The following is a 23,597-nucleotide window of genomic DNA, read 5'->3' as shown; positions in this document are numbered from 1 at the left end:
CCTTTATTGGTACTTCTTCATTAATGCATCATAGTCACTAACAATACGGCCTCGAAGTTCATCTAATAACTCAATATGATCATTTGGAATATCATATTTCATCTTAACAACATCTTCAAAAACTTGTTCCTTACGTATAGTAGATAAAGGAATACCCATTTTAACGCATTTAAGCGCATTCTCATATAAGTCATCGATAACATGTAGCATCTTATATTGTTTTTCTAAACTTACGTAAGTATCATCCTTATGTAGGGCATTTTGCTGTAAGAAGCCTTTCTTAATCGTTCTTGCAATTTCAAGTACAAGACATTGATCATTAGGAAGTACGTCTTCACCCACTAATTGTACAATTTCATTCAATTTTTCTTCTTCTTGTAATAAACGTACCATTTTAGCACGCAAGCTCAGCATATCTGGTGCTACATTTTCACTATACCAATTCTCTAATATAGAAACATAACTACTATAACTTGTTAAATAGTTAATAGAAGGATAGTGTCTTGCATAAGCTAATTTTTTATCTAGTGCAAGAAAGGCACTTACGAAACGTTTTGTATTTTCTGTTACCGGTTCTGAGAAATCTCCACCCGCTGGTGAAACAGCACCGATAATAGTAACTGAAGCTTCATCTCCACCTAAAGTCTCTACACAACCTGCTCTTTCATAGAACTGGGCAAGTCTTGAAGGAAGATAAGCAGGATAACCTTCTTCTGCTGGCATTTCTTCCAAACGCCCTGATATTTCACGAAGCGCTTCTGCCCATCTAGAAGTAGAGTCGGCCATAATCGCTACATCATATCCCATATCTCTAAAATATTCTGCCATGGTAATTCCTGTATAAATACTTGCTTCACGTGCAGCAACTGGCATGTTAGAAGTATTAGCAATTAATATGGTTCTTTCCATTAAGGGACGATTAGTACGTGGGTCAATAAGAGCTGGGAATTCTTCCAGAACGTTAGTCATCTCATTACCACGTTCTCCACAACCAATATAAACGATAATATCTGCATCGCTCCATTTTGCTAATTGATGCTGCGTTACAGTTTTTCCTGTACCAAATCCACCAGGAAGACCTACAGTTCCACCTTTAGCAATAGGAAAAAAGGTGTCAATAACACGCTGCCCTGTTACTAGTGGTTTGTAAATAGGTACTCTCTTACTAATCGGCCTTGGTCTTCTTACTGGCCACTTTTGTACTAATGTTAAGTTCATTGTTTCACCATTAGCTAGTTCTAAAACGATAATAGTATCATTTAGCTTATATTCACCACTAGGATTAACCGTTACAACAGTCCCCTTTATAGAAGGTGGCACCATAATTTTGTGTAATATACTCTCAGTTTCTTGTACAGTTGCATAGACCATACCAGCACTTAAAGTCATACCTACTTCTGCAGTTACTTTAACTTCCCAAAGTTTTTCTTCATCTAAAGAAAGTAAACCAATACCTTCTGGTATAAAGTCAGCAGAAATTTCTTGTATTTTTTTTAATGGTCTTTGTATACCATCAAACATATTACTAAGCATCCCAGGTCCTAAGCTTAATGAAAGTGGTGCCCCTGTAGAGGTAATATGCTCCCCTGCACTAAGTCCTTCTGTTTCTTCATAAACTTGAACAGTTGCAATATCTTCTTGTAATGAAACAACTTCACCTATGAGTTGTCTTTCACCTACTGTTACCATTTCATTGACTTTAAAGTCAGCCATACCTGTACCTTTAACAACTGGGCCGTTAATGAGTTCTACAATACCAAAACCACTACTCATCTTTGCCACCTACCTCTCCAATTGCTAATGTAATCTTCTCTACAATGCTATCTTTATTCTCTTCAAGCATGGCAAGTATACTTTCATCGATACGCATATTAAGTGCTGGGTCTTCGATAATAAGTCCTCCTAATATTTCTTCTCCCACTTGTTTAAAAGATAGCTTGTTAGAAGAAATACCAATTTTCATTAAAGCTTCTTTAATAAATTCTTGATTTGTTTCAAGGTCATGTTCTGTTACATAAATAACCAATGGATTAGCATAACCTTTTAAAGAACCTAATCCTGAAATAACTTTGGTTAAATAAGATTTATAGTCAGGTGTTAAAATGAATGTTTTAATTCGCTCTTCTAAAGCTGCTATAAAACGTTCTACAACCTTTTCTTTCGTTAACATCGTTTCTTTTTTACTACATAATTTACCTTTACTAATCAGCTCGATTTTCTTGCTCTCAGCTTTTCTCTTAGCTTGTTCTATAAGTTCGTTAGCTTCCTTATCTGTACACAGTCTGCTTTCCGCACTAATCTTCTCATATTCTTTTTCTAATTCATAAAATTTTCTATCAGTTTCTTCTTTGATGTCTTGATGTAACAACTTTGAAAACAGTGTTAGTTTTTGTTCAATCGTAACCATTCTTCTCACCTCTATATGCGAATGCCTACAGACTCTCTTACGTAATTTGTTATAACGTCAGAGCCTCTAGTCGTTCCATGTCTATCTGGAATTTCTATAATTAATGGTTTTTTATACTTAATTTTATAAGTCATAATTTCATCATGGGCTAAATCAACTATTTTTTCTGTAAGAATAATGATACCTATGTCAGGATTACTCATTGCTGCTTTTAAGCTTTCTAGCACTTCTTCTCTTTGATGAAGCACGATGCCGTCAATACCAGCGAGTCTCATTCCAACTAAGGTATCATGATTATCACTAATTAAAAAGGATTTCATTTACTTCCGCCTCCTTATTTGATATCGCCAGTTGGCGGAGTGGCTAGCTATAAAGCTAGTCACTTACACTCAAATTGGTATCTTTTAGATAAATAAGATTAAGATAGAAATAATCATACCGTAGATAGCAATACCTTCTGCCATACCTACGAAGATTAAAGTTTTACCTAAAATAGTAGGATCTTCTGATACCGCACCAATTGCTGATGAACCAACTGAACCAACGGCAACACCTGTACCAATAGTTGCAAGACCTGTACTAAGAGCAGCTGCTAAATATTTAAAACCATCACCTAAACTAAGTCCAGTAGCTGCAGCAGTATTAGCTGTTTCTGCTGTGGCTGCTAATACAACTTGATCAGCACCTACTACTACAAAAGCTACTACCATAGCTGAAAATAAACCTATAGATGTTAGTAATTGTGTTCTTAAATTTCCTGTTTTATTACTCTTCATTGCCTTTACGCCATAAAGAATTGTTCCTACTGCTATCATTGTCCCTAAAACGATTACTAATTGCATCATTATTATTCATCCTTTCATATAAAAACATTTATTTTTCTAATTGAATTGGTTCATAGGCTATACCATCGCCACCAAAGTACTTACTAAACATTTCATAATATTGAAGTCTTAATCCTTGAATAAATACGACTAATCCCTCTAACGTTAAAATGAGTACATTACCAAGTACTAAAATAATAATCTTAAGTGGAATCCCTGGTACCATTTCTGCCATAACAGAAAAAGCCATAAATAAACCCGCATGGTTAAGTGCAAAAGCACCCACACGAATAAAGGAAATGGCATTACTTAAAGTTGAAAGTATGGTTTCTATACCTTCAAACCCACTTTCAATAAAGTAAGACCCCTTATCACCATGTATGAGAGGACGTTTGCCCTCCATTAAATGTGCAAGTGGTTCTTTGAAAACCATAACCACTAACATGAGCAGCATTACTAATACAGGTACATATACTGGGACTGGAATTACTTTTACTAAGCATAACGCCACTGAAATCAGTCCTATAAAGAATATATATCCTGCAATACCATTTTTCCCAAAAAATGCTTGCTCTAAATCTTTCCTTTTTAAAGCATTAATAATTCCCATCAAGAAAGATATAGTAAGCACTGCCACACCAAAAGCTACACCTACAATTAAAATCGGCATAATATTAGCTTTATTCAAAGGGCCTCCTTGGACAAGGGCAATATCAGAAATAACTGGCAAATGTTCTAAACCAAAAACGCTACCATAAACAAATCCAAAAATCATTGAAGTTGCACCTAAGCGCTTTAATATACCCCCTGCTGTTTCCATCTTCTTGCTAATCAAAAAGCCAGCTAGAAAGTAAATAAAACCTTGGCCAATATCACCAAACATAATACCAAACATCAGGCAAAAAGTAATAGCTAGGAATGGTGTTGGATCTATTTCATGATATGTTGGTAAACCATATAGCTGCACAATAAGTTCAAACGGCCTAAAGAACCAATTATTCTTAAGCTTGGTTGGTGGTGTTACATCTTGAGCTAACTCACTTGGTTTTTTAGCCATCATGACATATTTATCAGTGACATCACCGATGCGCTCATCCAGTCTGCGGTAATCTTTGGATCTAATCCAAGCAGAAAGTACAAATACATTATTTCCCCTAAAGACTTGTTTCTTTAGTTCAATAATTTTAAGCTCTAGCTTTATTCTGGTATAAATTTTATTTAAAAGGAGAATAAGTTCCCCTCTATTTTCAAAGATATTTTTTTCTAGTCTTTCAATTTGCTTTTTCAGAATTTCTATCTTACTTTCATTTTCTTTTCTACAAGCAACTACTTCTCCCTCTGCACCAGGGCGAAGTTCTAACTTATTCCAGTTTAAAGATTTTAGTAGTTTTTCTGTTTCCTCTTCCAATTCCCTTAAATAAAAAATAATATAAATGTCTTCTCTAGATGCCTCAATTTCTCCAATTTCAAAAATAAGTGCACTAATGTTCTCTTGATTTTTCTTAATATGTAATCTGTTATCTCTAGAAAGCATCCCCACTTGATATTTAAAGTAATTCAAATGATTGAGCTCTGCAAAATCAATGTCTCTGTTAATACAACTTAAATTCTGATTAAGTGTTTCCAGTGTTTTCATTTGTTCTCTTTTTTCACTAATTGCCTCGATATTGGGTCCAATACTTTGTTGTACTTTTTCATAATCCTCAAGTGCTTGTTGCCTAGTATATGCCTTTATATCTTCTTTAATAAAATGCATTGGTAATTCTAAATCTATAGCCATAGTTTCTAAATTAGATAAAATGTTATAATAACTACTCTCAAGTTCTGCATAATTTTCTTCTTTTACGCTACTGCTAGCTGGTATCATAGCCTCATATTCATGCATTAAATAATTATTATCGTAAGCTTCGCTATGACTTAAATTCAAATGTACCTTTTCACAAAGTACTAACTCCTGAAGTATTGCATATTCTTCATCTAGGGCGCCTACTAGACTTAAGAGTTTCATTTTCTCAATAGCCATGTGCAACTTCCTCCACTCATTATATTGTATGAACTAAATACTTCCTTAGCTCATTTTCTAACAAAGCATATCTCACACCTTCTGTTAGTGCAACTAAATCATTTACTTCTATTTGTAAAGTATAAATATGGGCTATAGGTGCTTGAATACTCTCGCCTTCTCTTCCTATTTTGTTTACATATTTCAATAGATAACGATCAGCCATACAATGAAGAAAGGCATCCTCATTTTTTTCAAATAGAGGATAGTCTAGGTATTCTTGTATCATTTTCTTTAACTCATCTACACTTTTTGCATAACTTAATTGTTTAAGCTTTTTATAAGTCAACTTGTTTCCACAAGGTAAGCTGTAAATAAGAATTTCTTCTGATGAAATATCGTAATATTTAACTGCTCGATAAATCCATTGGGCATTAATAAAATCAGCTTTTGTACCTATTATTTTTTTCGCTATTGCTTCATCAGCTTTACTTAGTTTGCTAGCTCTTTCCATTAACATTTTATAAAATAGAATATACAGCTGCATTTCCATATGAAATTCTCTTTTATCCATGTCGTCTTGAGTAATATTTTTAACAGCTTGATAATAGATTGTTCCTTTTAGAGCCTCAACAAATTGAGATACTGTTTTACAAGCTAGTAATTTATTATACTGAGATATTCCCCATCTTTCAGAGTGAACAAATAAATGGCGAACTTCTTCTAAATCTTCATTTCTTGAAATAATTCTAAGAAGTAACTGTAGGTCACTAATTTCATATTCCATTAGAAAAGTTTTAAAAAATTCCTTATAGCTACCTGAAAAATAGTGAAGCATCCCTTCTATTTGGCTTACAACATAACCGTCTAATAACATCTCTAAATCAGCACGATGGAGTTCTTCACCCTTATGGGCTTCTATTAACTCTTTATAACCATCTCTTTTCTTTAGGAAGTCAATCATTTGAGTTATACTCTTGTACTCAATAGCCTTTGACCATTCACTTTGGTTAAGAAGTACTCTTCTTTTCCCGTGAATCTTAGTATTAATTGCTCTATATGCTGCAAAAGGATTCATTATTATCCCTCCACTCCGAGAAGTTCTTCAAAGACTTCTTGTAATAATTGTTCCTCTATTTGTAAATAACGATTTTCTACAGCAAGAGCAGTTTTCTTACACTTTTCTTCTTCGAGATTGTGCCTACTTACGCCAGTTGCTACAATTTGCTCATAGATTTCATTTGCTCTTTCTTGAGCTCTCTGTAACGTATCTTGTCTATAACTTGCGATTTCTTTTTCATATTGTTCTTTTTTTAACCTTAAGGCTTCTTCATTTCCTTTTTTGGTATTCAGAGCTACAGAGTCAATTTGAACAATTTGTTTAATGATATCTTCCATAACAATCCCTCACTTAAAATAGCATTATATTCTGTTCTTACTAGTGTTGTTTGTTTTATTAATTTTATTACTTTTATTATTCTATCACTTTATTTTAAAAAAGGAAGATTATTTTTTAATTATATACATTTCATTAACATGATTATAATTTTATATCTATCTTGTTATGTTTAATTCGACTAATTTTAGCACTTTTATTTATGCATTTTTTATTCTTTTGTTGTATTTTGCCTAATTTCTACTTTTACATCTGTATATCTTTCCTAATACCATTTGAGTTTTAGTTCGTTTTTCATTAATCTTGTAATACCTTTTTTAGAAATCATTATTTACCTATTTAATAGCCATTATCATTTTCTTTATCCTTTCTTAACATCAAAAAAAGCCCTTATTCCACAATACTATTTGTAGAATAAGCGCTTTCTTACTCAGTTACTTTTTTTACTTTTAAATCCTCTAAAACTGTTTCTAATGCCTTTTTATTTTTTCCAAACACAACTAGCTTAGCATAATTATAACTATCTATTTCTCTGGTTAATGTCATATTAACTGTTGTTTTTAAATGTCCTTCTTTGATTTTTACGTCTTCAAGATCTCCTTGTTTTAGCTCATACCCTAACCAGCACACACTTGTTGTTGCTTCTGTGAAAATAATAGTATAACAACTATTAATAATAGTAAAGCCTATTACAAGTAATGTAATGATAATGCTATCCTTATTGATGGGCCTTCCTCCTATGAGCGCCGCTACATTAATAGCTATTGTTGTCACTATACATGCGGTACTTACAGTTGTAAAGAAATCCTTTTTTATAGAAAATACTGTTTTATATTCTTTATATTGATTCTTAAATCTTCTTGTACTCATCATATTAGTCAAACGAAGGCCAAGTACTAATACATAAATGATAACAACTAAATAATAGGACCACTTTATATCCATTTTGAGGCTCCCTTCCACTTTAAATGCTACTTGCTTTGCAGAATTCTAAAAATAACTGCTCATATGAGCAGTTATTTTCCACAGCATTGTTTATATTTTTTACCGCTTCCACATGGACATGGTTCGTTACGTCCTACTTTTTTACCTCTAACAACTGTTTTTGTTTTATTGTATTCTCTTTTAATTTCTTCTCTTTCTTCTGCTGTTAAAAGTGTGTTCCATTGTGGTAAACCATAAAGCCATTCAGCTTTAGCGTCTAACATATTCCAGTATAATTTTTTAAGGTCAAATTCTAATCTTACTGCTGATTCTCCTGTAAAGTCTGTTAAATCATATTCACCATTTTTTAAGCTTGTATTAATACCATCAACAAAACCTAAAAATTCTACTTCGTTCATATTAAAACGTTTACCAAGTTCTGCAATAGTTCCTTCTACCACTTCTTCAACATTAGAAAGAAGATGGCTATAAACGTCTCTTTCTCTACCTAAGTAGTTTTCTACAACTTTTTTGTATTCTTCTACAGATCTTTCCTTTGCATCTTCACCGTAATTATTCCATAATTCAAATAATGTCATTAGTATTCTCCTTTTCTTACTTTAAATATGTGCCTAGGATTTCACCATTACTAAAACTACTGGCTTTACTACGTACTCTCTTTATTCCCCTAGCAATCGTCATGGTATGCTTCACCCTTGGCCGGTCACATTTAAAAAGCGCCTTTAGCTCATGCTGTTATTACTTCTTTAGCATATCTATTATACATTATTTCTCTCCTATTTACCACTCCTTATTTTTAGATGCACCCTATAAAAATATTTCCTTTTAATAGGGTGCATTTATAAAATATGGCATAGACCCTATATTATACTAAAAAATCACTAACAACTTGCTTCATACCTTGTACTTCACATACTTTTTTATGCTTAATAGGTCTTGTCGCTATTTGGTCCATAGCTTTTGGCATAGCTCCTTGAATAAGGTGATGCATTTCTTCTAATAAAGTAAAGTCATTAACCCCCTCATACTTCTCATCAATTGCACTCATTACACTTCCTGTAAATTTATAGGGGCTTGCTGTTGATATAATCACTGTTGGTGTATGATCTTTTGTATCTTTTACATAAGTGTCATATACAGCATAAGCTACAGCTGTGTGCGTGTCCATAAGGTAATTTTCTTCATTATATACTTTCTTAATATAATCTTTTGTCATTTGGTCATCTGCATAACCACCATAAAAATCTTTTAAATTAGCTTTCATTTCATCTGATATAGTATACTGCCCTTTTGTTTTTAAAGCATTCATCAAACTGCAGACTTCTTCTGTAGACTCTCCACTAATATGATAAAGGAGTCTCTCTAAATTACTAGAAATTAAAATATCCATAGAAGGTGAAGTTGTTAAATGGAATGCTCTATTTCTATCGTAAGTACCTGTTTGTAAGAAATCAAAAAGTACTTTATTCGTATTAGATGCACAGATAAGTTTTTGAATTGGAAGTCCCATTTGTTTTGCATAATAAGCTGCAAGAATGTTACCAAAGTTGCCTGTTGGTACAACTACATTCATAGCTTCACCGGCTTTAAGCTTTCCATCCTTCATCATTTTTCCATAAGCTGCAAAATAATAGGCTACTTGTGGTACAAGTCTACCGATATTAATAGAGTTAGCAGAAGAAAATTTATAATTCTTATCCGCTATTTCCTTAGCAAACTCCTTATCTGCAAAAATCTCTTTAACTGTTGTTTGACAATCATCAAAGTTTCCTTCTACACCTACTACTAAAGTATTATCCCCCTCTGTAGTAAGCATTTGGCGTTTTTGTACCTCACTTACACCATCTTGTGGAAAAAATACAATAATTTTAGTGCCCTCTACATTAGCAAATCCTTCTAAAGCAGCTTTACCTGTATCTCCAGAAGTGGCTGTTAAAATGACAATATCTTTTTCTTCTTTATTATACTTTTTACTTACAAGCATAAAATAAGGTAGAATTGATAATGCCATGTCCTTAAATGCAATAGTAGGACCGTGAAAAAGCTCTAAAAAGTTTGCTGTTTTTGTATGTACAAGTGGTGTAATTTCTTTTGTATCAAATTTTTCATCATATGCATGAGTAATGCAATGTTTAAGATCTTCTTCTTTTATATCTTCAAAGAAAAGCTTAATCACACGATAAGCTAATTCTTGATATCCCCATTTTGATAGCTCGTCTAAAGTAAAGTCCATTTTAGGTAGTTCTGTAGGAATAAACAAACCACCTTCTTCAGAAATACCTTGTAAAATGGCCTTTGTTGATGTAATATTTTCTAATTTCTTTCGTGTACTTGTATATAGCATATGTTTAATCTCCCTTTCTCCATTTATTCACTGTGAGCTTATATCACTCTATTATAACATTTTATATAGTAATTGCAAAATATTATTAATACTTGTTCATATTTTTAAATTTTCTAACTATAGGGGATATGTATTATTTTCGACTTTTTTGTAACATTAATTCCAAAAGTTTCATACCTTATATTAGAGAAATGTAACGCAGGTTTACCCCCTGCTTCTCTATAAAATAGTTGTACTATTAATGTCTTAGGAGGTATTTATATGGGATTTCAACATGACTTAGCTTGTCTTGTAAACCAAAAAGTTATTATTCACTCCAATCGTTGTAGCTTCTGTGTCATTATTTCTCAAGTTTGCCCTTGCTATATTCGTGCATTAGAACTTGGTTGCGGAAACATCAGATACTTCAACTTTGACCGCATTGATTATATAGAGGAATGTTTACCTCAGTGCTAATTCGGTCTCATAATTTTATAATGAAATAAGGAGGACTTAATATGAGTTGTTGTGGAAAAAATAATAGAAATTTCTTTTCTCATAATCACAGAGTTTGCTGTGATGACTTTGATGATGACCGTTGCTGTGATAGACATCGTGATGATGACCGCTGCTGTGATAGACGTCGCGATGATGATGACTGCTGTGATAGACGTCGTGATGACGACTTTACTGGTATTTCTTGCCCATTTCAGAATAATAATGATTGTCTCTGCGAAGATAGTTTAAGAGATGTTGCTTGTAAATTAACTAATCAAAGAGTTATTATTCATGTAGACGGCTGCAAAATGTGTGTTGTTATCGTAGGAATCGGCAAATGTTTCCTAAAAACGATTAACCCTTGCACACAAAGAATTGTATACTTTAACTTTAACCGCATTGATAACATTGAAGATGTACTTCCTCGTTGCTTTTAGTTCTTTCAAAAAATGCAGTAGATAGATTTTCTATCTGCTGCATTTTTTGTTTAACCTTAAACTTCTTAACTTTATTTTATACTAAATACAATTTACCTTTAAAAGCAAACATTTTGATTGGTTGGCTATTTACAAACACTCTCTAATTTCTTCTTAATCCTTTGCAACGCATTATCAATAGATTTAGGTGATTTATCAAGTTCTTTAGCAATCTCTTGATAGTTCTTCCCACTAATATAAAGATTTAATACTTGCCATTCTAGTTTGCTTAATGCTTTTATAATTTGATTATTAAGAACCTCTAAATTTTCTTTGCTGATCATTTCATCTTCTGGTGTCATAGATGTATTGTTTTTAATTGTATCTAATAAAGTAATCCCTTCATCGTCCTCTTCATTCCCTTTATGATTAATAGGAATACTCAGGGATATACTTGTATTAAGCGGAATATGCTTCTGTCTTGAAACTGCTTTGAAAGCTGTACTTACTTGTCTCGTCACACAAAGTGTAGCAAAAGACTTAAAGCTTGTGTCTTTATGAGCATCATAATCACAAATAGCCTTAAATAAACCAATCATACCTTCTTGAATGAGATCATCTTTATCTACACCAATAAAGTAATTTGCTTTAATTTTAGTACGTACGAACCTTTTATATCGTTGTACTAGCACTTCAATTGCCTCATTTATTCCATCTCGATATCTTTGTATTAATTCTTCATCGGTTAATTGTTCCAGATTTTTATTTTCTTTTGATACTCCCTGAATAATTGCCATAACCTGCTCCTTACTCAATATGATCTCTAAGTAATTCTACCATTTTTCTAAAGTTTCTTGACTCGTCCAACCTTTAATGGACTCATTCTTAATAATCACATGTGCATTGATATGACACCTCTTACTTTCTGCTTAACCTTTAACTCAGTAGAAACTCTCCTTATTGTGCCTACTCCTAAACCATTACCTTGTCCTTCTATGTTATATGCATCAAATACTCTAAAAACTCTATGCACCCATATTTCTACTAGATTATTTTAAGATATTATTTTTATTATACTACAATTTATTTCATATAGTAAAGCAAATAGAGGAGATGTGTTGTATTTATCTACACTTCTCCTCTATAAATTCTTCTCTCTTTAATATTTAATTACTTAAATTAGTGAATACTTGGGATTTCTCTTAACTGTACTTCAAATAAAACATTATCTTCACTTGGTGTTGAAGCATATTCTTCTGGCAGAATAACAATTCCTGTATCTGTATCTATTACAGCCTCTCTTGTCTTAGGTTTTCTCGAAATAGTGAGATTAACTTTAACAGGCGCACTTGACTGATTTTCTATCAAATTCATATAAGTATTACTGTTAGTCACACTCTTAAAATATATAACATCATTTGTAAAGCTTGTAGGAAAATAGACATTTAATTGATGTATTTCTCCACTATGAGTTATAGCATTATTATCTTTTACTTTAATTACTATAATATTATCTACTATTTGCTTCTCATAAATTGTATTTGTGTCTGTAATAATTTGCTTGCCTGTTTTATCGGTTATTTCTACCACGGCTTTGCTCAAATCTAACTTGAAGGTATCTTTTCCACCTACTTTAACACCTGCTATATTATCCAAATTAATAGTATACTTAACTTCTTTGCAGTCTGTTCCATAGGTTACTTTTGCATTTACATTAGATACACTTTCTGGAACAATATAATTTTTATCAGTTGTTCCAGCTGGTGCAATCTCTACTACTTCCTTTCCAACTGCAACAGAAAATGGACCATAAGGTATCTGGTGTTCATTGCCATCCTTATCTGTTACCTTAAGAATAACATATTGTTTTCCTTGAGTATTAAGTAATGGGATTTCTTTATCTACTTTACTTCCCTCATACATTGCTAATGGTATTTTGCCTATGGATAAATTTGAACTAGGCCTAAACCAATCTGAAGGAATATCTTTCCAATCACCGTTAGGTTCTCTATATCTTGGAGCGAGTGCTTGCTCAGTAGGACATCCTTCATACCACTCAAGATAAAATGGATATGGAACATTTTCTTTAATACTGATTTTAATGCCATTGGATTGATTAACAGCACTACTTAAACCAAAAGAATCAACAAATACTTTCTTCTGATCATCCACTACTAAATAGCCATAAGCTCCATCATCAGCAAATAAACCAAAGTTAAATTCTCCACTCACCTTAGGCACAATAAATCCCCATAATTTAGCCGCTCTATTAGAACCGTTACTTGGATTTTGATTTTTAAGTAGATCTGGTGTTACTATTTTCCATAACTTTTCTTCTGCTGCCATATAACAACTAGATGTGTGCTTGTTTTGACTAATACTATGGTTACCACTACTATTTATTTTAGGCCAACCTCCTGCAGGTTCAATGGCATACATAAAGCAAGGTGCTGTATCTTTACTACTTTTATGTTGTGTTTCTAAATAAATAGGATAAGACTTTCCTGCTTCTAAATAAAAGCTATCATAAGACGTACGGTGATAATATGGAGTTCTTGATTTATACTGGTTAAAATTATTTACAAAAACTTCATCCTTACCATTAATGGTTATTTTCCCATATGAGCCAGTTGCCGAATATACACAAAATCTGTAGTTTCCACTCACTTGTGGAACAAAAGTTGCAGTTAACTTTGTTTTATCATAAATGGTACTTTTAAGGAAGAACGCTGGCGTTCCTTCCTGTGTTGAATATGTTGTATTACTTCCTAAAGTAGTACTTTGTTGAACAGGACTATTTACTGGATATTTAAATACCTCCTCACGGTCTCGTGCACCACTGCCATAGTCATCTGGAGCTTTATCATAGCCAGTCGTATAAATATAATGTTGTACTGTTAATAGATTAGGTGTATTAATTAAATCTTCATATTTTTTAATACCATCTTTAACAGAAGATAAATCACCCATCTTTTCCCATGTGCCTGAGGTTAATGGAAGTGTAGGCTTCGTTTCAGATGTAATCACTTGATACATAGGGTCTTTTGATAAAGATGATGCTGTTATGTCTAAGGATACCTTTACCGTAGAATCCTTTTTAACATATTTAGTAGTATCGAAAGTTTTTCCATTGCTATTAAGCTTTGTTGGATCCAAATAGGTAGTAAAGTTATCAATGGCATCCACACCGCCATTCAAAGCTGTTAAAGATACTTTGTCTTTTGCCGATGAAAATTTAACATTTTCTTCTGTATGTCTATAAAAACTTTTTCCTGTAGACGTTTTAAATGAAACAATTACTCTTCTTTGGTTATCATTAGGTCCATCAAATTCTAATGGTTTGTCTACTTCAATATAAAAGTCCTTACAAGTTGGCCATCCTATATCACTTTGACTTAAAGTGCCAATTTGATCAAAATCCTCTGTTCTCATTTTACCTTCTTCTGTTAGATAAGTAATTACTGTGCTTGTTTTGATTTGGTCACCTGTTTTATAGGCATAAGCTTTTACATAAATAACTACCGTACCCGTTTCTGTCCCCTTAGTTAAAGTTTGCTGAATTTCTTGAATTACTTCTCCATCTTGTTTGACATTTAGTTGTACATACTCATTACCACTTACTTCTGTAGGAACCCCATTGACATCGAGAGTTGACTCTCCATAAACTAATGTTGTTTGCAGCAGCATACAAAATACCATTAGCTTTGCAAAAAAATGCCTCTTCTTTACTTTCATATTAACCCCTCCTTGCTTTTGGTAACGTTTCCATTTATTCAATTTAAAAATCCGTTTCTTTTATAATCAGAAACGTTCCCATTTGAAATATAAAAAAAATACACTATTTATACACTAATTATATCTGTATTTTTTATAATTGTAAATAATTTTATTAATATTTTATAAATTTTACTTTTATAAACTACTTCTTCTGTTTAATACTATGCATAATCACGCATATATCTTAAATATCTCTTTACCTTATCAGACTTAGATATCATAAATACTTTTATTCAACAAAAAACTGAGAAGACTTTTCTTCTCAGTTTTTTATTCTTTCTTATTAATAGCTTATTTAAAGTTCCTTTGTCTTACAACTTCATAAACCATAAGGCTAGCTGCTACTGATGCATTTAATGAAGTAACCTTTCCATACATTGGCACACTCACTACATAGTCACAAGTCTGCTTTGTAAGTTTTGAAATGCCTTCGCCCTCACTTCCTACTACAATCCCGATAGGGCCAGTTAGATTTTCTTCAAAAAGGACTTTACCATCCATATCTGCGCAAGCAATCCACAAGCCTTTTTGTTGTAAATCTTTTATAGTCTGAGCAATATTACTTACTTTTGCTACCTTAGTGTGTTCAAGGGCGCCTGCTGACGCTTTTGCAACTGTTCCAGTAAGACCTACTGCCCTTCTTTTTGGAATAATAATACCATGCACACCTGCTGTATGAGCTGTTCTGATAATCGCACCTAAGTTATGTGGGTCTTGAATATTCTCTAAGATAAGTACAAAGGCAGGCTCTCCTTTAGCTGCTGCATCTTCTAGGATCTCTTCTACACTTACATATTCATGTGCAGCTACATAAGCAACAACACCTTGATGCTTTTCTCTTCCTGTGAGCTCATCTAACTTACTTTTTTCTACCTCTAATGTAACAATGCCTTTTGCTTTAGCCGCACTTATGATTTTAATAACTGAGCCTTCCTTTTCACCCTTTTGAATAAGGATTTTATCTATTTCACGTTCACTTTTTAAGGCTTCAATCACTGCATTTCTACCAAATAAAATATTTTCGTCTATTTCAAAATCCTCTGGAACCACAGACCTTCTATTGTATCCTCTAGTAAACTCTGGCTTTTCTTTTTTAAAGCTTTCTCGTTTGTTAAACTTATTTTCTTGACTTGGTTGTTTATCTGTACGCTCTTGTTTCTTTCCTTTTGCTTTGCCGTTTCTCATTTCATTTCTCATGTGCTTTCTTTTTCTCCTTTAAGTCACCTAAAGTGACATCTTTTCTAGCCCTAAATCAATCAATTCTTTAATCCGTTCTACTTGCCCATCTATATATAAATAACCAATGAGAGCTTCTACACCTGTAGCATGCCTGTAGTCACCAATATCACCATTTTTAGGTGAAGAATAGCTTTTTGCATTACGTCCTCTACGAAGAACAGCTTTTTCTTCTTCTGTTAAAATGTCTTCTATGGCATAGTAAAGCTTTGCCTGGGTACTGGCTTTTACTAATTCTCTCGAAGCTTTGTGTAATTTATTAACAGGTGCATTGCCTTTATTCATCACATAAGTACGGATAAAAATCTCATAAACACCATCACCTATATAAGCTAGTGCTAATGGTGAATACGTATTCGCCTTATGATTCATTTTTCCTGCTGTTAATGTTAAAAGATTTTCTATTGTATTTTCCATCTGGACTTCTTGTACCTTTCTCATTATATACGTTTAAAACGTACACCTTCTCTCGTATCTTCAATCAGCACACCTTGATCTTTTAAAAAGTCACGAATACGATCAGCTTCTGCAAAATCTCTTGCTTTTTTAGCTGCTGTACGTTTTTCAATATACTCTTTAATTTCTTCATCGCTTAAACCGTCTTCATTATTGCCTTTTCTGTCATAAATTAAACCGAGGATGTCTGTAAGCTCATTAAATAGTTTCAATACAGCTTCTACGAATGGTTGTGAAGCACCTTCTTTGGCATAAGTATTGGCAAATTTAACAAGTTCAAAAATGATACTAATGGCATCAGCTGTATTAAAGTCGTCTTCCATATGTTCATGGAAACGTGCTTTAAAATCATCTAGTTCTTTAAGTAATGCCTTTTCCTCTTCTGTTAAATCTGCTATTTGGCTATGCTCTAAGGCAAAACTTAAAGTAGCTTTAGCATTTTTAATACGTTCTAAACTATTTTTTGCTGATTCTATTAGTTCTGCACTAAAATTAAGTGGGCTTCTATAATGTGCATTAAGCATGAAGAAACGTACCACATCATAGCCATACATTTCTCCTACATCACGTAGAGTTTTAAAATTACCAAGTGATTTGGACATCTTTTTATTATCGATATTAAGAAATGCATTATGCATCCAGTAATGTGCAAATTCTTTACCATTAGCACATTCACTTTGTGCAATCTCATTTTCATGGTGTGGGAATACTAAATCCTCACCACCTGCATGAATATCTATTGTATCTCCTAAATAGCGTTTAGCCATTGCTGAACACTCAATATGCCACCCTGGACGGCCATTACTCCATGGACTTTCCCAATAAGGTTCTCCTTCTTTCTTAGGCTTCCATAGCACAAAATCCATATGATTTTTCTTTTCTTCTGTAAGTGCAACTCTTTCACTACGTCCTGCTTCTAATTCCTCAAGTACTTTCTTAGAAAGCTTTCCATACTGCTCAAATGCTGCTGTATCAAAGTAAACAGTCCCATTTATTTCATAAGCATAACCTTTTTCTATAAGCTCCTTAATCATCTCAATAATACGGTCCATTTCCTCTGTTACACGAGGATGATGAGTTGCTGGTGTTACATTAAGGTTATTTACATCTTTTAAGGTTTCTTCAATATATTGTGTAACCACTTCATTTGTAGATCTACCTTCTTCATTAGCTTTTTTAATGATTTTATCATCTACATCTGTAAAGTTCTGAACATAGTTAACCTCATAGCCTACACTTTCAAAATAGCGGCGTACTGTATCAAATACAATATAAGGCCTTGCATTACCTATATGAATTAGGTTATACACCGTTGGTCCACATACATACATACGTACCTTATGAGGTTCAATTGGTTTAAATTCTTCTTTTCGCTTTGTTAAAGTATTGTAAATTTTAATCATTATTTTTCTCCTTACTGATTCTTTTCTTGATAGTCGTTGCAAGCTTCTTTATTCTCACAGTTTTCATCTTCACAACGATGTTGATTCGGTTGTCTGATGAATTCAGTCTGCTGCATACGCTCACAAAACTCTGGTGATACATAAATCTCTGGTGACTCATCTAAAACAACGGCTTTTTTCATTCCCTTTAGTTCTTTATCAGACAAACCCATTTGATGCTCTAGCGACTTAAGCTGTTCTTCTAAACCTTCTACTGTTCTTCTTAATGTGCAAATTTCCATTTTCACAGGGTCTGGCAACTTAACTTGGTCTAAGTCTTCACAAGGATTAATACGTTTTCCTTGAATTCTAACAACCTTTCCTGGAATACCTACTACCGTACTATCTTCTGGTATTTCTTGAAGCACTACAGCATTAGCAGCTATTCTAGAATTATCTCCTACTTTAAAAGGTCCTAATACTTTAGCGCCTGTACTAATCATCACATTATTACCAATGGTAGGGTGCCTCTTGCCATGATCTTTTCCTGTTCCCCCTAGAGTAACACCATGATAAATCGTAACGTTATCTCCTATCTCACAGGTTTCACCAATAACGACTCCCATGCCATGGTCAATAAATAATCCTTTTCCAATGATTGCACCTGGGTGAATTTCTATTCCTGTTAACCCTCTACCAATCTGGGAAATAAGTCTGGCTATAAAAAAATGCTTTTTCTTATAAAACCAATGTCCCCATTTGTGAAACAATAAAGCATAAAAACTAGGGTACAAAAAGACTTCTGCACTTGTTTTAATCGCTGGATCTCTTTCTTTAATGACACGAATTTGTTCTTTTACATATCCCATAATAGCTTGCTTCTCCTCCCACTTATAAAGATCCCTTTTTTACTACTTTTCCTGCAAATTTTCTGTTTCACATAAAAATAAATGAACTACTTGCTACTTCTACAAATAGCCACTGTCTTTTAGACAATAAAAAAACTCCCCCTCCTTGTTCAGAGGCGAAGTCACTCGCGGTTCCACTCTGATTAAGGGACATAAATCCCCTATCTCATTTACTGGTAACGTCAGTCTACGAGATATGCTAAACTACTTCACATATCCAGCTCCAGAATGCACTTCTTATGAATCACTATGAAACTCTTTCACCAACCGAGTCTTCTCTGACATAATTTTTCATAATACTCTTTCTTTCATTGCTTTTATTCTTATACCATTAATATATTCGATTATCTTAACTTTTGATAATCCTTCATCTATCTACCCATTATAATATAGCCTATTATGAGTTTCAACACCTCTTGTAAATTTTAATACTAGAAATTATAAAGCTACTCAGCTAAAATACTTGTATAGATACAGATAGGAGATTCATATGCAAACTATTTTAGAACATAAACAGCAAAGCTATACAAAGGAAGAGCAGTGCGTTATTGATGAGGTATCTTCAACTTACAAACTTTATGATTTTGTTGCTGCTATCATTTGCATGCGCAATGCTTTTAACTTAGATGAAATAAAAGAATATATTTTAGGTACTACGAGACCTAAAAGCTATAAAGGCCTAAAAGATATTGAAAAAGCTATAAGCCTTATTACTGAAAGTATATCACTTAACGAAAAAATTCGTATTGTAGGGGATTATGATGTAGATGGTGTAACGAGTACTTACGTTCTTCTCACTGTCTTCGAAGCCTTAAATTATCCTCATATTAGTCATTACTTGCCGGTTCGCGAGAAGGACGGCTATGGGTTAAACCCAGATATTGTAGCTAATGCTCATGCGGATGGTGTAAGCTTACTGATTACTGTAGATAATGGTATTTCTGCGGTAGAAGCTGTGGCTAGTGCTAAGGAACTTGGAATGAAAGTCATTGTTACTGACCACCATGAGCTGCCTAATGAGCTTCCAATAGCAGATGCTATCATTAATCCACATCAAGTAGATTGTGATTATCCTTATAAAAGTCTGGCAGGTGTAGGTATTGCTTATAAATTAGGTCAAGCCTTAATCTCTCACTTTAAATTAAAACCTGCTCCAGCTTTAGTAGCACGTATTCAGGGATTAGTTGCACTAGGTACTGTCTGTGATGTAGCACCTTTAGTTGGAGAAAATCGTCATATGGTAAAAACAGGTTTGGGTGCACTTAATAAAGGTGCCTTACCTGCCGCTACCATGATTAATTCTCGTATTTCTGTGGGAACTTTAGGTTTTCAAATTGGTCCTAGATTAAATGCTTGTGGTCGACTTGAAAGTGCCGAAACCGCTCTTGAATACTTACGTACCACTGATCCTAATACCCTTTATCCTTTTAAACAACGCTTAGACAGCTTAAATAAAGAGCGCCAAGATGAGGAAATGGACTCTATTGCAAGAGTCAATGCAAAGGTTGAAGCCATGACTACCTTACCCGATATTATTATTGACATTGATGAAATGGCTCATGAAAGTGTGGTTGGCTTAGTAGCTGGGCGTATTAAAGAAAAGTACTATCGTCCGACTGTTGTTTTTTCACGCACTATTCATGGTACTTATAAAGGTTCTGGACGCTCTATCGAAGAATATGATATGTTCCAAAGCTTCAAGCCTTTTCTTCATTTATTAGATGGTGGTGGTGGTCACCCTATGGCTTGTGGTCTTAAAGCTTCCACTGTAGAACAAATTCACGCGTTTGCCAAAGCTGTTAACGAGGCTTCCTCTTTAACAGAACATGATAAAACACCAAAGATTTACGTGGATAAATGTATTTATAACGCTTATGAGTACGACTTTAATGAACTAGAAAAACAACTAAGGCTTTTCTTACCTACAGGTGCTGGTAATAGTGCTCCTACTTTACTCATTAAAGATGCCTCTCTTAAATTTAATACAAAATACGCTAAAAATCATCGTATTTCTGAAGTCGTTGCTAACTTTGGTCCTAAATCTATTGCAAGTACCCTTTGGAATGATGATACCCTTCCTGAAGCTGGCGACTATACCGGTGACATTACCTTGCAAGTAAGTGAAACAGGCTGGCAAATTAAAAGTATTTATCTTGCTATTTAAAACACTGTAAAAAGGCATAGGCTAGTATAGGTCTTGGGGGATTCCACTAGCTTATGCCTTTTTTATATGAATTATACTAAGTAGTAAAAGAAATGTCTTACTATTTTCTACGTGTTTTTACATCAAATGCTACAGCAATAATAAAGATAACACCTTTAACAATATATTGAAAAGAAACATCTACTCCCATTAAATTCATGCCATTAGTAAGTGACATGATAATGAGTGCACCAATAATCGTATTGGTTACTTTACCGATACCACCACTTACAGATACACCACCAATATAAGATGAAGCAATGGCATCTAGTTCAAAGGAAAGACCTGCTGTTGGTGTTGCAGACTGCAATCTTGAAGTATACAGTACACCTGCTAAAGCCGCTAGTGTTCCCATTGAACAAAAAACAAATAAAGTTACTTTTTTTACATCCACACCAGATAATTCTGCTGCTTCTGGATTACCACCAATACCATAAATATATCTACCGAGCTTCGTTTTATTGAGCATAAAGTTATATGCAAATAGTACAACACTCACAACAACTGCTGTCCAAGGAATTCCTTGATAACCTGCAAGCACACCAATAATCAGTAAAATACAAGCTGAAGTGAAGATGAGCGAGAATATAAATATAGGTTTTGAAATCACATCAAACTCATATCTTTGCTTATTCTTTCTAGCTTTGCACTTAAAGTAAAGCGTTAAAATAACAGCAATAATTCCAATAATAAGTGTCATGACATGAATGCCTGCATTAACAGGTATATCCGGAATAAATCCATTAGATAGCGCATTAAATCCTTCATTCGGTACAATAATGGTTCCTGATTTTTGTGTAGCTAGTGATAATAATCCTCTAAAGATAAACATACCGGCTAGAGTCGTTACAAAAGCTGGTACCCCTATCTTAGCTACTAAAGTTCCTTGATAAAACCCAATTAGTAAACCAATTAATAATACAATAGGAATGACTAGCCACTCCGACAATTGAGCCTTTGTCATTAATATAGCAGCTATGGCTCCTGTAAAGCCAGCCACATAACCTACTGATAAATCAATATGTCGAATAATTAAGATCAGTGTCATACCAATAGCTAGTACTGCCACATAACCCGTTTGATTAATTAAGTTAGAAATATTTCTTGCCTGTACAAAGACACCATCCGTTTTAACAGTAAAAAAGATAAAAATCACAACAAGTGCAATGTACATGGCATAATCACGAATATTATTTTTTGTAAGCTGGCAAATCTCTTGACCTAAACTTAAGTTTTGATTCAATACCTTATTATTTTTTTCTAAGTTACTCATGCTCTCCTCCTATCTTGTTGTAGCCATGGCCATTACTTTTTGCTCTGTTGCTTCTTCTGCTGTAAGTTCTCCAGTAATTGTTCCATTAGACATAACATATAAACGGTCACTCATACCCAGTACCTCTGGTAATTCCGAAGAAATCATAATGATACTCATGCCTTCTTCTACTAATCGGTTCATCAACGTATAAATTTCGTATTTAGCACCGACATCAATACCTCTTGTTGGCTCATCTAATATAAGTACTTTGGGCTGTACAAATAGCCATTTAGCTAGAGAAACCTTTTGTTGATTACCACCGCTTAAATTACCTACTTTTTGTTCAATAGAAGGTGCTTTTATATTGATCGAATCCTTATACTGATTAGCCACATTAATCTCTTCATTAGCATTAATCACATTACCCTTAGTTAATACTTCTAAATTTGCTAAAGTGGTATTATACCTAATATCTTGAATAAGTATTAGCCCATTACCCTTTCGATCTTCGGTTACATAAGCGATACCTGCTTTAATTGCATCTTTAGGATGCTTAAAAGTCTTGGCTTCGCCATTTAAAAGTATTTCACCACTAGTCATTTTATAGCCACTAGGATTACCAAACAAACTCATGGCTAGTTCTGTCCGTCCAGCCCCCATAAGCCCTTGTATGCCAACAATTTCTCCTTTTCTTACATTTAAGCTAATATGATGTAAAATCTCTCTTCCCTTAGTAACATCTTCTACCGTCCAATCTTTGATTTCAAAGCAAATCTCTCCCTGGTCTTTCTTAGCTCTCTTTGGATAAATATTTTCTATTTCTCTTCCGACCATATATTTAATAATCTCTTGCTCTGTTACTTCTTGCTCTTTAGTATCCATTGAACAGATGGTTGCTCCGTCTCTAAGGACTGTAATAGTGTCCGCTATAGAAATGATTTCTTTTAACTTATGAGAAATCATAATACAAGTTACTCCTTGACCTTTTAATTCTCTTAATAAATCTAATAGATTTTGGCTATCATCTTCGTTAAGGGCTGCTGTAGGTTCGTCTAGAATGAGTAATTCTACATTCTTGCTTAAAGCTTTTGCAATTTCTACTAATTGTTGATTTCCCACTCCTAAAGCTTTGACTTTTGTAGAAGGGTTAATATCTAATCGTACTTTTCTAAGTGCCTTTGTAGCTTCAATAATTGTTTTATTCCAATCGATTATCTTGCCACTCATGAGTTCATGTCCAAAATAGATATTTTCATACAGTGTTAACTCTGGAATAAGTGCTAACTCCTGATAAATAATGGCAATACCTGCATTTTCACTATCTGCAATAGACTTAAAGGCCTGCACCTCTCCTCTATAAACAATATCACCTGAATACGTTCCTATTGGATAGACCCCTGATAACACCTTCATTAAAGTAGATTTACCTGCTCCATTTTCTCCAACTAAACAGTGAATTTCGCCCTTCTTAACCTTGAAGTTAACGTTACTTAATGCCTTAACTCCTGGAAAGGTTTTGGTTATATCTCTCATTTCCAAGATGCATTCTTCCATGCCTATGCCTCCTTT

The 23,597-nt window shown here is 33.6% G+C and carries 21 protein-coding genes and 1 other annotated feature; of the genes, 3 read left to right on the top strand and 18 right to left on the bottom strand.

Translation table 11 applies throughout. From position 1 onward, the window contains the following. Nucleotides 1-3: 3 nt before the first annotated feature. From CLOLE_RS07020 to thrC, 10 genes are all read right to left on the bottom strand, one after another. Nucleotides 4-1,773, bottom strand: a complete 1,770-nt coding sequence (locus tag CLOLE_RS07020) for a V-type ATP synthase subunit A (RefSeq protein ID WP_013656389.1) — start codon at nucleotides 1,771-1,773, stop codon at nucleotides 4-6. Further along, nucleotides 1,766-2,407, bottom strand: a complete 642-nt coding sequence (locus CLOLE_RS07015; protein ID WP_013656388.1) for a V-type ATP synthase subunit E — start codon at nucleotides 2,405-2,407, stop codon at nucleotides 1,766-1,768. Before CLOLE_RS07015 ends, CLOLE_RS07020 begins: the two co-directional genes overlap by 8 nt. Nucleotides 2,408-2,418: 11 nt before the next feature. Beyond that, nucleotides 2,419-2,727: a V-type ATP synthase subunit F gene (locus tag CLOLE_RS07010; protein WP_013656387.1), complete on the bottom strand. Its 309-nt coding sequence runs from the start codon at nucleotides 2,725-2,727 to the stop codon at nucleotides 2,419-2,421. Nucleotides 2,728-2,811: 84 nt separating this feature from the next. After that, entirely contained in the window at nucleotides 2,812-3,252 is a 441-nt protein-coding gene (locus CLOLE_RS07005) for an ATP synthase subunit C (protein WP_013656386.1), read from the bottom strand. 28 nt (nucleotides 3,253-3,280) lie between these two features. Beyond that, entirely contained in the window at nucleotides 3,281-5,254 is a 1,974-nt protein-coding gene (locus CLOLE_RS07000) for a V-type ATP synthase subunit I (protein ID WP_013656385.1), read from the bottom strand. A 19-nt stretch (nucleotides 5,255-5,273) separates the two neighbouring features. After that, nucleotides 5,274-6,311: a V-type ATPase subunit gene (locus CLOLE_RS06995; protein WP_013656384.1), complete on the bottom strand. Its 1,038-nt coding sequence runs from the start codon at nucleotides 6,309-6,311 to the stop codon at nucleotides 5,274-5,276. Nucleotides 6,312-6,313: 2 nt separating this feature from the next. Next, a complete protein-coding gene (locus tag CLOLE_RS06990; RefSeq protein ID WP_013656383.1) occupies nucleotides 6,314-6,631 on the bottom strand; it encodes a hypothetical protein in 318 nt (105 codons plus the stop codon). A 424-nt stretch (nucleotides 6,632-7,055) separates the two neighbouring features. After that, nucleotides 7,056-7,574, bottom strand: coding sequence for a hypothetical protein (locus CLOLE_RS06985; protein ID WP_013656382.1), 519 nt, complete (start codon nucleotides 7,572-7,574; stop codon nucleotides 7,056-7,058). Between the two features lie 71 nt (nucleotides 7,575-7,645). Beyond that, nucleotides 7,646-8,152, bottom strand: coding sequence for an SEC-C metal-binding domain-containing protein (locus CLOLE_RS06980; protein WP_013656381.1), 507 nt, complete (start codon nucleotides 8,150-8,152; stop codon nucleotides 7,646-7,648). Between the two features lie 287 nt (nucleotides 8,153-8,439). Further along, complete coding sequence (gene thrC, locus CLOLE_RS06975) at nucleotides 8,440-9,918, bottom strand: threonine synthase (RefSeq protein ID WP_013656380.1); 1,479 nt, start codon at nucleotides 9,916-9,918, stop codon at nucleotides 8,440-8,442. A 261-nt stretch (nucleotides 9,919-10,179) separates the two neighbouring features. Between thrC and CLOLE_RS06970 the strand changes: the two genes are divergently transcribed. After that, the gene (locus CLOLE_RS06970) at nucleotides 10,180-10,374 is read left to right on the top strand and encodes a hypothetical protein (protein ID WP_013656379.1); all 195 of its coding nucleotides are present in this window, start codon (nucleotides 10,180-10,182) and stop codon (nucleotides 10,372-10,374) included. A 41-nt stretch (nucleotides 10,375-10,415) separates the two neighbouring features. Further along, nucleotides 10,416-10,832, top strand: a complete 417-nt coding sequence (locus CLOLE_RS06965; RefSeq protein ID WP_013656378.1) for a hypothetical protein — start codon at nucleotides 10,416-10,418, stop codon at nucleotides 10,830-10,832. A gap of 125 nt (nucleotides 10,833-10,957) precedes the next feature. On the opposite strand, the gene sigH is transcribed toward CLOLE_RS06965, so the two are convergent. The 6 genes from sigH to epsC all read right to left on the bottom strand — a co-directional run bounded on the left by sigH (nucleotide 10,958) and on the right by epsC (nucleotide 18,531). Beyond that, entirely contained in the window at nucleotides 10,958-11,608 is a 651-nt protein-coding gene (gene sigH, locus CLOLE_RS06960) for an RNA polymerase sporulation sigma factor SigH (RefSeq protein WP_013656377.1), read from the bottom strand. Nucleotides 11,609-11,990: 382 nt separating this feature from the next. Then, nucleotides 11,991-14,546 (bottom strand): PA14 domain-containing protein, encoded by a 2,556-nt coding sequence (locus CLOLE_RS06955; protein ID WP_013656376.1) that lies wholly within the window; start codon nucleotides 14,544-14,546, stop codon nucleotides 11,991-11,993. A 333-nt stretch (nucleotides 14,547-14,879) separates the two neighbouring features. After that, on the bottom strand, nucleotides 14,880-15,785 hold the full coding sequence (gene rlmB, locus CLOLE_RS06950; RefSeq protein ID WP_242825774.1) for a 23S rRNA (guanosine(2251)-2'-O)-methyltransferase RlmB: 906 nt from the start codon (nucleotides 15,783-15,785) through the stop codon (nucleotides 14,880-14,882). A 27-nt stretch (nucleotides 15,786-15,812) separates the two neighbouring features. After that, nucleotides 15,813-16,265, bottom strand: a complete 453-nt coding sequence (locus tag CLOLE_RS06945) for a Mini-ribonuclease 3 (RefSeq protein ID WP_013656374.1) — start codon at nucleotides 16,263-16,265, stop codon at nucleotides 15,813-15,815. Beyond that, entirely contained in the window at nucleotides 16,265-17,680 is a 1,416-nt protein-coding gene (gene cysS, locus CLOLE_RS06940) for a cysteine--tRNA ligase (RefSeq protein WP_041713509.1), read from the bottom strand. The genes CLOLE_RS06945 and cysS overlap by 1 nt, the downstream gene beginning before the upstream one ends. 14 nt (nucleotides 17,681-17,694) lie before the next feature. After that, a complete protein-coding gene (gene epsC, locus CLOLE_RS06935) occupies nucleotides 17,695-18,531 on the bottom strand; it encodes a serine O-acetyltransferase EpsC (RefSeq protein WP_013656372.1) in 837 nt (278 codons plus the stop codon). A 148-nt stretch (nucleotides 18,532-18,679) separates the two neighbouring features. After that, nucleotides 18,680-18,891 (bottom strand) — a binding site (T-box leader). A 169-nt stretch (nucleotides 18,892-19,060) separates the two neighbouring features. Here epsC and recJ point away from each other — a divergent pair. After that, entirely contained in the window at nucleotides 19,061-20,734 is a 1,674-nt protein-coding gene (recJ, locus tag CLOLE_RS06930; protein WP_013656371.1) for a single-stranded-DNA-specific exonuclease RecJ, read from the top strand. A gap of 100 nt (nucleotides 20,735-20,834) precedes the next feature. Here recJ and CLOLE_RS06925 read toward each other — a convergent pair whose 3' ends face one another. Then, nucleotides 20,835-22,046 carry a sugar ABC transporter permease gene (locus CLOLE_RS06925; protein ID WP_013656370.1) on the bottom strand — a complete coding sequence of 404 codons (1,212 nt, stop codon included), beginning with the start codon at nucleotides 22,044-22,046 and terminating at the stop codon, nucleotides 20,835-20,837. 9 nt (nucleotides 22,047-22,055) lie between these two features. Then, nucleotides 22,056-23,582 (bottom strand): sugar ABC transporter ATP-binding protein, encoded by a 1,527-nt coding sequence (locus CLOLE_RS06920; protein ID WP_013656369.1) that lies wholly within the window; start codon nucleotides 23,580-23,582, stop codon nucleotides 22,056-22,058. Between the last annotated feature and the right edge of the window lie 15 nt (nucleotides 23,583-23,597).

Source organism: Cellulosilyticum lentocellum DSM 5427 (assembly GCF_000178835.2).
Classification (GTDB): domain Bacteria; phylum Bacillota; class Clostridia; order Lachnospirales; family Cellulosilyticaceae; genus Cellulosilyticum; species Cellulosilyticum lentocellum.
This window is presented reverse-complemented; position numbering and strand designations above follow the sequence as displayed.

Bases quoted from the DNA above. Each gene is read 5' to 3' on its own strand.
- CLOLE_RS06965 (WP_013656378.1), top strand. From the start codon at position 10,416: ATGAGTTGTTGTGGAAAAAATAATAGAAATTTCTTTTCTCATAATCAC.
- CLOLE_RS06985 (WP_013656382.1), bottom strand. From the start codon at position 7,574: ATGGATATAAAGTGGTCCTATTATTTAGTTGTTATCATTTATGTATTA.
- CLOLE_RS06955 (WP_013656376.1), bottom strand. From the start codon at position 14,546: ATGAAAGTAAAGAAGAGGCATTTTTTTGCAAAGCTAATGGTATTTTGT.
- rlmB (WP_242825774.1), bottom strand. From the start codon at position 15,785: ATGAGAAATGAAATGAGAAACGGCAAAGCAAAAGGAAAGAAACAAGAG.
- CLOLE_RS06995 (WP_013656384.1), bottom strand. From the start codon at position 6,311: ATGAATCCTTTTGCAGCATATAGAGCAATTAATACTAAGATTCACGGG.
- epsC (WP_013656372.1), bottom strand. From the start codon at position 18,531: ATGGGATATGTAAAAGAACAAATTCGTGTCATTAAAGAAAGAGATCCA.
- CLOLE_RS07015 (WP_013656388.1), bottom strand. From the start codon at position 2,407: ATGGTTACGATTGAACAAAAACTAACACTGTTTTCAAAGTTGTTACAT.
- recJ (WP_013656371.1), top strand. From the start codon at position 19,061: ATGCAAACTATTTTAGAACATAAACAGCAAAGCTATACAAAGGAAGAG.
- CLOLE_RS06970 (WP_013656379.1), top strand. From the start codon at position 10,180: ATGGGATTTCAACATGACTTAGCTTGTCTTGTAAACCAAAAAGTTATT.
- CLOLE_RS06980 (WP_013656381.1), bottom strand. From the start codon at position 8,152: ATGACATTATTTGAATTATGGAATAATTACGGTGAAGATGCAAAGGAA.
- CLOLE_RS06945 (WP_013656374.1), bottom strand. From the start codon at position 16,265: ATGAGAAAGGTACAAGAAGTCCAGATGGAAAATACAATAGAAAATCTT.
- CLOLE_RS06990 (WP_013656383.1), bottom strand. From the start codon at position 6,631: ATGGAAGATATCATTAAACAAATTGTTCAAATTGACTCTGTAGCTCTG.
- CLOLE_RS07005 (WP_013656386.1), bottom strand. From the start codon at position 3,252: ATGATGCAATTAGTAATCGTTTTAGGGACAATGATAGCAGTAGGAACA.
- CLOLE_RS07020 (WP_013656389.1), bottom strand. From the start codon at position 1,773: ATGAGTAGTGGTTTTGGTATTGTAGAACTCATTAACGGCCCAGTTGTT.
- CLOLE_RS07000 (WP_013656385.1), bottom strand. From the start codon at position 5,254: ATGGCTATTGAGAAAATGAAACTCTTAAGTCTAGTAGGCGCCCTAGAT.
- CLOLE_RS07010 (WP_013656387.1), bottom strand. From the start codon at position 2,727: ATGAAATCCTTTTTAATTAGTGATAATCATGATACCTTAGTTGGAATG.
- thrC (WP_013656380.1), bottom strand. From the start codon at position 9,918: ATGCTATATACAAGTACACGAAAGAAATTAGAAAATATTACATCAACA.
- CLOLE_RS06925 (WP_013656370.1), bottom strand. From the start codon at position 22,046: ATGAGTAACTTAGAAAAAAATAATAAGGTATTGAATCAAAACTTAAGT.
- CLOLE_RS06920 (WP_013656369.1), bottom strand. From the start codon at position 23,582: ATGGAAGAATGCATCTTGGAAATGAGAGATATAACCAAAACCTTTCCA.
- sigH (WP_013656377.1), bottom strand. From the start codon at position 11,608: ATGGCAATTATTCAGGGAGTATCAAAAGAAAATAAAAATCTGGAACAA.